This is a genomic window from Carnobacterium sp., assembly GCF_040274425.1.
Genome location: NZ_JBEMBC010000090.1, coordinates 1 through 9,721, shown reverse-complemented (window position 1 = coordinate 9,721; position 9,721 = coordinate 1). Strand labels below are relative to the sequence as shown.

Annotated in this window: 9 protein-coding genes; all 9 read left to right on the top strand. The window is 36.5% G+C overall.

The features are described from left to right. Nucleotides 1-340: 340 nt before the first annotated feature. The 9 genes from ABS911_RS12950 (at nt 341) to ABS911_RS12910 (ending at nt 9,592) form a co-directional block, all read left to right on the top strand. Complete coding sequence (locus ABS911_RS12950; RefSeq protein ID WP_350467899.1) at nt 341-1,252, top strand: aldo/keto reductase; 912 nt, start codon at nt 341-343, stop codon at nt 1,250-1,252. Between the two features lie 325 nt (nt 1,253-1,577). After that, nucleotides 1,578-3,650 (top strand): methyl-accepting chemotaxis protein, encoded by a 2,073-nt coding sequence (locus ABS911_RS12945; RefSeq protein WP_350467898.1) that lies wholly within the window; start codon nt 1,578-1,580, stop codon nt 3,648-3,650. A gap of 89 nt (nt 3,651-3,739) precedes the next feature. Then, the gene (locus ABS911_RS12940) at nt 3,740-4,189 is read left to right on the top strand and encodes a chemotaxis protein CheW (RefSeq protein ID WP_034537512.1); all 450 of its coding nucleotides are present in this window, start codon (nt 3,740-3,742) and stop codon (nt 4,187-4,189) included. Between the two features lie 28 nt (nt 4,190-4,217). After that, on the top strand, nt 4,218-4,700 hold the full coding sequence (locus ABS911_RS12935; protein ID WP_034537510.1) for a chemotaxis protein CheD: 483 nt from the start codon (nt 4,218-4,220) through the stop codon (nt 4,698-4,700). Between the two features lie 24 nt (nt 4,701-4,724). Next, on the top strand, nt 4,725-5,747 hold the full coding sequence (locus ABS911_RS12930) for a protein-glutamate methylesterase/protein-glutamine glutaminase (protein ID WP_251165679.1): 1,023 nt from the start codon (nt 4,725-4,727) through the stop codon (nt 5,745-5,747). Further along, nucleotides 5,748-6,518: a CheR family methyltransferase gene (locus ABS911_RS12925; RefSeq protein WP_034537509.1), complete on the top strand. Its 771-nt coding sequence runs from the start codon at nt 5,748-5,750 to the stop codon at nt 6,516-6,518. Nucleotides 6,519-6,559: 41 nt separating this feature from the next. Next, nucleotides 6,560-8,629, top strand: a complete 2,070-nt coding sequence (locus tag ABS911_RS12920) for a chemotaxis protein CheW (RefSeq protein WP_350452746.1) — start codon at nt 6,560-6,562, stop codon at nt 8,627-8,629. Next, nucleotides 8,619-9,215: a chemotaxis protein CheC gene (locus ABS911_RS12915; RefSeq protein WP_350467897.1), complete on the top strand. Its 597-nt coding sequence runs from the start codon at nt 8,619-8,621 to the stop codon at nt 9,213-9,215. The genes ABS911_RS12920 and ABS911_RS12915 overlap by 11 nt, the downstream gene beginning before the upstream one ends. A 14-nt stretch (nt 9,216-9,229) precedes the next feature. Further along, nucleotides 9,230-9,592, top strand: coding sequence for a response regulator (locus ABS911_RS12910; protein WP_023179056.1), 363 nt, complete (start codon nt 9,230-9,232; stop codon nt 9,590-9,592). Nucleotides 9,593-9,721: the final 129 nt, after the last annotated feature.

Below are 9,721 nucleotides of genomic sequence, written 5' to 3'. Positions count from 1 at the left end.
TTTTAAATATTATTCTTAAAGAAACTCCAGTGATGGAAAGCGAAACAGTTTAGCTAAAATACAAGACGTTCAGCATTCTATCTTATAGGTGGGTGCTGAACGTTTTTTTGTCGCCTTGTTGCTTATAAGAAGCCTCACTTTTACGTCATTAGGTACTTGACGTAAAAGTGAACCAACAAAATGCACTCACTCTTACGTTAACTAACATACACTGAGCAAAAGAAAGCAGTCTAATATGCAAATTGAACGAAGGTAATGAACATTCTATCTTTAGTAAAAAATAGTCAAAAGTGGTATACTGAAAACGATTTCTTAGATAAAAGAAAGAAGGTTAATGAATATGAAAAGAATGTTTTTAGGGAAAAGTGAATTAATGGTACCAAATATTGCATTAGGCTGTATGTCAATGGGGAAATTATCACCAGAAGAAGCTGATAAAGTAGTGAGAAATGCTTTAGACTTAGAAGTTGATTTTTTTGATTTAGCCGATATCTATGGTGGTGGAAAAGCCGAAGAAACGTTAGGAAAAGTAATTGACATGGATCCTTCTCTACGAGAAAGAATGCTGATCCAATCTAAAGTAGGCATTCGAAAAGGGAGCTACGATTTTTCAAAAGAGCATTTAGTAACGAGTGTAGACGGTATCTTGAAACGCTTAAATACAGATTACTTAGATGCGTTGTTGTTGCACCGTCCAGATGCATTGGTTGAACCAGAGATCGTAGCTGAAGTTTTTGAAGAATTAGAAAAAAGCGGAAAAGTCCGCAATTTTGGTGTCAGCAACCACAATCCTTACCAGATTGAATTATTGAAAAAATATGTAAAGCAACCTTTAGTCGCGAACCAAATGCAGTTTAGTGCGATGCATACTGGTATGGTGGATGCTGGAATAAACGTGAATACTGAGTTTGACAATGGGATAAATCGAGATGGTGGAATATTGGATTATAGTCGTTTAGAAGATATGACATTGCAAGCGTGGTCACCGATCAAAAGCGGTGGAGATATTTTTGTGGATAACGAAAACTTCCCTGAAATAAATGCAAAGTTGAAAGAAATTGGTGAACGTTACGGCTTATCGAATTCAGCAACGGCTATTGCTTGGATTTTACGCCATCCAGCACATATACAAGCAATTGTTGGAACAATGACTCCAGAGCGTTTGACAGATTATGCAAAAGCTTCTGAAGTGCGCATAACACATGAAGAATGGTATGACATTTATCGAGCAGCTGGAAATAAATTGCCTTAAGCGATAAAAGTAACAAGTTTTAATAATTGAATAAAACAAAAATAAGCATCCTTTTACTTTTCAGACAAAAGGGTGCTTATTTTTTGATTTTTAGTGTTTGTATGCAATGTTAAAAATAATCAATCACCCTTTATTTCCATTGATAAGGTGTGACAACATTAAGAACAAATAAAAAAAGAAACTTAAACCCTTAAGAAAGAAAGGAAAATACCGATATGCTATTTAATAAACGTTTAAATAAAAAGAGCAATGAGAACTTTAATAAAATACAGTTAGTTAAAAAATATTGTTTTTAGAGAAGTTTTACATAAGGAGGAGCTTGTTGGTGAAGAAGCTACGTGAAAAGAAGAGTCAAAGGAAAAAAAGTATTAGAATGATGATCATCCCTACTTTGATAGTAATGATCACACTACCGATTATTATTGTGTTGGTCATGAATTATTACAGCACACAAAATTTGTTATCTCAGCGTATTGAACAAAGTGAAAAAAATCTAGCCACACAATTCACAACGCAACTAGACTGGATTGGTCAAGAATTAGAAAATACCATTAATTCTTTAGCCGAAAAGCCAGAATTTCAAGAAGTTGCTGAGGATGAAGATGCTCAAACCTTCGTTCAAGAAGAATTACAATTTGTTTTGAACAACAGTATGTACATAGGAAATGCTTATTACGCACCTGAAAATCAAGAAGTCATAGGAACAGTTGAAGATTTAGCATCAGACTTTGATGCAAGTGCAACAACTTGGTATCAAAGAGCGGTCAAACGTAATGGTGCATTGATTTGGAGTGAGCCCTATCGTGATGCAACGACAGGGTCTATGGCGATGACTCTTTCTAGAGCAATCATTGTAGATGACACTTTTTATGGTGTTTTAGCAATTGACTTAAACTTAGAGAGAATGAACACCTACTTAACGTCTATACAAAACGGTAATACTGGACACTTTTTTGTTCTTTCTGAATCAGGGGATTATTTGATGGATAATGATCCTAAGAAGATTGGAACGAATATTAGTGACAGTACCTTAGTCAAAGAGGCAACAGAACAAACAGGTTATATTTATGATGAAAATAATAATCAAGAAATCGGCAGCTACTATGCTAAAGCTAGTCGATTAGGAATGACTGTGTATGGAGTAGTTGGCGAGGACGAAATGGCTAATGAAGTAAATGCTACAAAAAGATCAGCTCTTATTGGTTTAGCTATCGGCATCATTATCGCCATACTAAGTGCATTGATGGCTTCAAAATATGTTATGACAATTGCCAAAGCATTGACTAAAGCTTTCAGTAAAGTTGAAGCTGGAGATTTGACTGCAGAAATTACCGGCGAAGATTTTAATATTCTACCAAATAAACCTTACTTTAAAGCGTTTAGAAAACGAAAAACAATTAATGAAAATAGCGATGAAATTGGAAGAATTGGATTTGCTTTTAATAAAATGATGCATCAATTCAGAGAAATGGTTGGAGGCATTCAACAAAAGAGCAATCGTTTAACGGATATGACTCAAACATTGAACGATATTTCTAAACAAACCACTTCCGCAACTGAAGAAGTATCTGAAACAATCACGGGTATTGCTCAAGCAACAAGTATTCAAACACAAGATACAGAGGATACAGTAGGGAAAATGGAAGAATTATCTAAAACATTAGGTGAAATTGATCAAAATATCCAAAAAATGGGTCAACATACCGATGACACGACGATTGCAAATGGTAAAAACTCTCAAATGATGGCGGTTGTTCATGAGAATTGGGAAACTACGATTGAGACAATGAATAAATTAGGCGATAGTATTCATGATGTAAATGAAGATATTCAAAATATTGAAAAAATCGTTAAAGTTATTGATGGAATATCTGACCAGACTAATTTGTTAGCATTGAATGCTTCTATTGAAGCTGCTCGTGCAGGAGAAAGTGGTCGAGGATTTGCAGTTGTTGCTAATGAAATCAGAAAATTAGCTGAGAAGAGTGACGAATCAACAAAAGATATTGCAGCAATTATCAAAACAATCCAAGAAAAATCAAATGAAATGGTCAACAAAGTAGAACAATCCCATGCAGAAAGTGAAGTCCAAACGAAAACGATTAATGAAGCAATCGATTCATCAAATAAAGTAACGGATCAAATGGATAAATTGGTTGAAAGTATTATGAATGTAGCTAGCTTAGGCTTTGTTATCTCAGCTAAAAAAGATGAAACAGTGGTAGCGATTGAAAATATTGCTGCTTCAGCAGAAGAGAACTCAGCTGGAACTGAGGAAGTGTCTGCAAATGCGGAAGAAATTTTAGCTACAATGGAAGAATTTTCTTCAAGTATCGCCAAATTAGAATCTATTGCGAATGAATTAAAAGAAGAAACGAATCAATTTAAGTTGGATTAGAAAATAAAACAATGGGAATGGAATGTGGCGTATGCTCACAAAGTTGGTACACGTTCATTATCCTATAAATAAAACGGAGGAGTAGAATAATGGAAAAGTTTGTTGTGTTTAATAGTGGTGGTCAAAGTTTTGCCGTTCCAATCGAAGTAACTGAAAAAATCATTCATGTCGAAGAATTAACAAAGATCCCAGATACATCTGACTATGTATTAGGAGCGATAGATTACGGGGACGGTATTTTACCGATCATTGATTTAAGTGAACGGTTCTTCCAACGTAAAACAGAAGTGATCGATGAAACTAAAGTGATCGTTGTAAGCTGGCAAGAGAAAAAGATTGGTTTAGCAGTAGATAAAGTAACCACTATTCGTTCTTTTGACAATAGTGATCATGAAGTATCAGAGAAAAGAAATCAAGAAGCAGCTAGTTATGTGATGGCTTTTATCAGAACAGAAGAGGGCATCATTTTACAATTAGATGTGAATAGTATTTTTTCAGAATATGGCGAACATGAATTGCTGTCATTGATGAATCGATAAGAATGGTTAGAGGAATGGTGAAAGATGTATGGCAGATGAATTAAGGGTTGGGATCTCAGATTATAAAGTTGCACAACAACCTCAAACGTTAATAACAGTAGGGTTGGGCTCTTGTGTAGGCATTGCGCTCTATGATCCTAAAACAAAAATCGGCGGATTGAGCCACATCATGCTGCCTGAGAGCAGTGCGTTCAAAGATGCCAGCAAAGTTGAAAAATTTGCTGATTTAGCTATTCCTCACATGGTATCAGAAATAAATAAACGAACCAACAATAATCCGCTTGTGGCTAAAATAGCAGGTGGCGCAAGTATGTTTCAATTTTCTAAAGATCTTCCGCATGGAAGTATCGGAGATCGAAATGTACTTGCGGTTGAAGAAGTTTTGAAACAACTAGGGATTCCTTTATTAGCCAATCATACTGGAGGAAACATGGGCAGAACAATGAGCGTAGACTTAGCCACCTTTACAGTGAATATTCGAATGGTGAATAGAGAAATAATTGTACTGTAAACAGGGATAGGGGAGTAATAAAGAGTGAATATAAAAGTACTGGTTGTGGATGATTCTCCTTTCATGAGAAAAGTTATCAGTGAAACGATAGCGAGTATTGAGGGATTGGAAGTTATCGGGACGGCTAGAAATGGTCGAGATGCGCTAAAGGCAATTCCGCAGCTTCAACCTGATGTGATCACATTGGATATTGAAATGCCGGGATTAAATGGGCTAGAAACACTTGAGATCATAAAGAAAGATTACTCTATACCGGTTATCATGATGAGTTCGTTTAGCGGAGAAGACAATACAATCGCTGCTTTGGACTTGGGAGCAATGGATTTTATTGAAAAGCCACATGATATCAGAAATCAAACAGATGGATTCAAAAACGAAGTAGCAGATAAAATCAAACCTTTATTTGAACAGAAAAAAAGTGAACGACCACTAGAAACATCACTGTTGCAGGCAAATGAATTAGAAAAAAGATTACCAAAGAAAGTAAAAGCCATTACGATAGGTGCTTCAACCGGCGGACCTAAAGCATTGTTTTCGATTATTCGATCATTGCCGGAAAACTTAAGCTTTCCTATTTTTATTGTTCAACACATGCCAAAAGGATTTACAACATCATTTTCTAAACGGTTGGACAAAGAATCTGCAGCAAATGTAGTAGAAGCCGAAGATGGTATGCCAATCAAAGGCGGTGTCGTTTATGTTGCTCCAGGTGGATACCATATGATCATTGAAGATAACTCCATTAAATTAAATGAAACAGATAAGCTACATGGTGTGAGACCAGCTGTTGATTACTTGTTTGAAGCTGCTGCTGAAGTTTATGGCAGTGATTTAGTCAGCTTTATTTTAACCGGAATGGGTCATGACGGAGCTCGTGGGTCAGCTAAAATTAAAAAAGCAGGCGGTTTTACAGTGGCTCAAAACAGAGAGACGTCAATTGTTTATGGGATGCCAGGTAATGCGGTACAAAAAGGTGTTATTGACGAGATCGCCAGTTTAGATGAAATATCAGAATTGATCAATTGGATGATAAGGATGCGAAGCTAAATGTTGAATTTCGATTTTTTTTACGCGTGGACAAAAGAACATTTAAATATTAATCTAGAAGGATACAAAGAAAAACAACTTCAAAGACGGATTGGCACGATCATGAAGAATACCGGTGCAGCAACGTTGGAAGAATATGCGGTTAAAATACAATCAGATCCTATAGTGAAAAAGAACTTTTTGAATTACATTACTATTAACGTAACGGATTTTTTCCGTAATAAAGAAGTGTTTGATGAATTCGAAGAATTGATGGTATCGTATTTAGAGCCAAAGTTTGGCGCTTTAAAAATCTGGAGTGCGGCTTGTTCTACCGGAGCAGAAGCTTATTCGTTGGCTATGATCATGACCAATCATAACATTAAGCATGCGGAAAAAATAACGGCTACAGATATTGATGAAACAATTTTAGCGAAAGCTAAAAAAGGAATCTACTCAAGTGTAGAAATCAAAAATGTTGATGAAAAGAATCGCCAGAACTACTTTACTCAAGAAGATAATGCATTTTATTTATCTGAACAAATCAAGAATAAAGTAGCTTTTAAAAAGCACGATTTAATTGGGGACCGCTTTGGAACAGGATACAACGTGATCGTATGCCGCAATGTGACCATTTATTTTAAAAATGAAGTAAAAGAAGAATTGTACCAAAAATTCAGTGATGCATTGGTTCCTGGCGGCTTGTTTTTCACAGGAGCGACAGAAACCATTTATAGCCCAGAGAAGTACGGTCTTATTAAACGAGCTTCTTTCATTTATGAAAAAATATAACACACAAGAAACTACAAGAAACAATGAAAGGGAGGGACACTATGGACGAAAATAGTAAATACCTCGATTTATTTTTTGAAGAAACGGACGAACATTTACAAAGTTTGAATGAACAAGTACTTGAATTAGAAAACAATCCTGAAGATTCCAGTATTGTAGACGTTATGTTTCGATCAGCTCATACGATTAAAGGAATGGCTGCAACAATGGGCTACGATACAATGGCTAAATTGACCCACAAAATGGAAAACGTATTTGATTTATTGAAGCAAAAGATCATTCCAGCCGATGCAACTTCTATCGCTCTAATATTTGATTGTTTAGATACCTTGTCTGACTTAGTGGAAGATTTAAGAGAAGGAAATGAAGCAGAACGCGATATCAAAAACTTGATTCAACGGTTGGATAATGTGGCTTCCGGTGATGGTTCTACAGCACAAGGAACAGTGATAATGGAACAAGAAACAAGTTCATCACTTAATCTAGCCTTAGAAAACGTAGAAGACTCAGACTTAATGATCATTGAAGCAGCGAAAGAAGATGGCTACAATGCTTATGTATTGGCTATCCGAATTGATGAAGATAGTTCAATGAAAAATGCCCGCGTGTATCTTGTGATGAGTAAGTTGGAACAACATGGAGATGTGTTATATTCTGAACCAGGCACAGAAGTTCTTGAAAATGACGATTTCGGCAGTGTGTTTAAATTGATCTATGTCAGCAAATTGGATGAAGAAACAGTTTTCAACTTGGCGTTAGACAATAGTGAAATTGAAGAAGTATTGATTCAAACGGTTCAACAAGCAGAAGATTTAATCGTGAAAGAACCTGAAACGACTCCGTCTGAGCCGCAAGAAAATCAAGTGGAACAAACAGCAATTACAACCGTTGAAGGTGCTGCTAAACCTGCTCAAGTTGAAAAAACAACTAAAGCCAAAGGCCAAAGTCATGCAATGAATCAATCCATCAGAGTAGACATCGGAAAATTAGATTCCTTTATGAATTTAGTGTCAGAATTGGTGATCTACCGTACGCGATTAGAAGACTTAAGCGATCAAATGCAAGTGTCTGAAATGAAAGAACCACTGGACCACGTAGCAAGGATCAGTTCTGAATTACAAGATTTGGTTCTGAAAATCAGAATGCAGCCGGTCAGTACGGTAATGACTCGTTTTCCTCGTATGATCCGAGACTTAGCGAACGATTTAGGTAAAGAGTTTGATTTGGTTATTGAAGGTGAAGATACGGAATTAGATCGTACCGTTGTTTCTGAACTAAGTGAACCCCTAGTGCATTTGTTGCGTAACTCAGCTGATCATGGAGTAGAAATGCCTGCTGATCGTGTAAAATTAGGCAAAGATCCAAAAGGAACCATTAAAATTACTGCTTATCAAGAAGGCAATCGAGTAGTATTGACGTTGAGCGATGATGGAAAAGGTGTTAATCCTACCATTATTAAAGAAAGTGCTGAACGAAAAGGGATCTCAACTGAAGGAATGAGCGACAAAGAGATTCAACAATTGATTTTCCATCCAGGATTTTCAACAGCCAAAGAAGTGACCAGTATTTCTGGTCGTGGTGTAGGAATGGATGCTGTTAAACAAAAAATCACTGAACTAGGCGGAACAGTTGAATTGGAAAGTGTAGTCAACCAAGGAACAGTTTTCAAAATCAATTTGCCATTGACGTTATCAATTATTCAATCCTTGCTTGTAAAAGTGGGGCAAGATTCTTTTGCAATTCCATTAGGGATCATCAAAACGATTGTTAAAGTAACCGAAGAAGACATTATCCGTATTCACAACCGTGAAGTCTATAAATACGAAGGGTTAGCTGTTCCGGTCGTTCGTTTGAACCAATCACTCGGTATTGAACCGATAGAAGAAACCAATCTGCACTTGGTATTGGTAAAACAAGGAGACAGCTACAATGCTTTGGTCGTAGACGATTTAGTCAGACAACAAGAAATTGTGATCAAAAAGCTAGGCCAAGAATTGAGTATGCTGAAGAAATATTTAGGCGCAACTATTCTAGGAGATGGAAGCATCATTTTGATTTTGGATGTAACGGCTATTTGCAATGAAAGAATCGGTGAGTACAGTGAAGTCTAACTACTCAGCAGTGGAATTAGATGTACTAAAAGAAGTGATCAATATCGGTGGCGGACATGCAGCAACGAGTTTATCTCAACTGATTGAAAAACCGGTCCACATGACGGTTCCAGTTATTGAAATGATGGAATATGCAGATGTTTATGAGCAGATCATGCCGGAAGAAGCTGTGATAAAAGCCGTCATCATTAAGATGATGGGAGATGCAGAAGGTGTCTTTCTTTTCACAGTCGATCAAAAAGTCTCAGAGACGATCGTAGCTATGATGTTGCCGGAAAATACACCTTATTCAGAAGCAATGGCCAACTCAGCCTTGCAAGAGTTGGTAAACATACTCGTTAATTCATTTTTGAATGCAGTAATGAAACTAATGGACGCTAACTTGGTCACGTCTGTGCCCATCATCATTGAAGATATGTTCGGAGCAATTATGAGCAGTGTGTATTTAGAACAAAACCAATACGACGATTCTATCATGATCATTAAAAATGAATTTTATTATTTAGGAGATCGATTAGAATCTTCATTGTATTTCGTCCCAAAACCAGGGATAATAGAAAAGATGTTAAAAGCACTAACAGTTTGAGAGGAGAAAAACAAATGACAAAAAATGTAATGATCGTAGACGATGCAGCTTTTATGAGGATGAAATTGAAAGATATTTTAGAAAAGAATGGGTATAACGTAGTAGCAGAAGCCCAAAATGGGATTGAAGCTGTTGAAAAATACAAAGCTGAAAAACCAAACTTAGTAACAATGGATATTACTATGCCGGAAATGGATGGGGTAGATGCTTTAAAAGAAATCAAAGCATTTGATCCAGCTGCACGTGTTGTCATGTGTAGTGCAATGGGGCAACAAGGAATGGTTATGGATGCAATTCGTTCTGGAGCAGTCGATTTTATCGTGAAACCATTCGATAGTGATCGCGTTATTAAAGCTTTAGACAAAGCAAGTTTGTAAAGGTGACAAAAATATGCAGATGATTATTTTTACTCTAAACGAAAATTATTACGCCTTTTCATCTGAAAACGTTGAAGAGATAACAAATAAAATGCCTTGGACCCCAGTCCCTCAATCTCCGTCTTGGGT

What these genes read in the sequence shown, in the direction of transcription:
- ABS911_RS12935 (WP_034537510.1), top strand. Translation starts at nt 4,218, where the DNA reads ATGGCAGATGAATTAAGGGTTGGGATCTCAGATTATAAAGTTGCACAA.
- ABS911_RS12950 (WP_350467899.1), top strand. Translation starts at nt 341, where the DNA reads ATGAAAAGAATGTTTTTAGGGAAAAGTGAATTAATGGTACCAAATATT.
- ABS911_RS12925 (WP_034537509.1), top strand. Translation starts at nt 5,748, where the DNA reads ATGTTGAATTTCGATTTTTTTTACGCGTGGACAAAAGAACATTTAAAT.
- ABS911_RS12910 (WP_023179056.1), top strand. Translation starts at nt 9,230, where the DNA reads ATGACAAAAAATGTAATGATCGTAGACGATGCAGCTTTTATGAGGATG.
- ABS911_RS12920 (WP_350452746.1), top strand. Translation starts at nt 6,560, where the DNA reads ATGGACGAAAATAGTAAATACCTCGATTTATTTTTTGAAGAAACGGAC.
- ABS911_RS12940 (WP_034537512.1), top strand. Translation starts at nt 3,740, where the DNA reads ATGGAAAAGTTTGTTGTGTTTAATAGTGGTGGTCAAAGTTTTGCCGTT.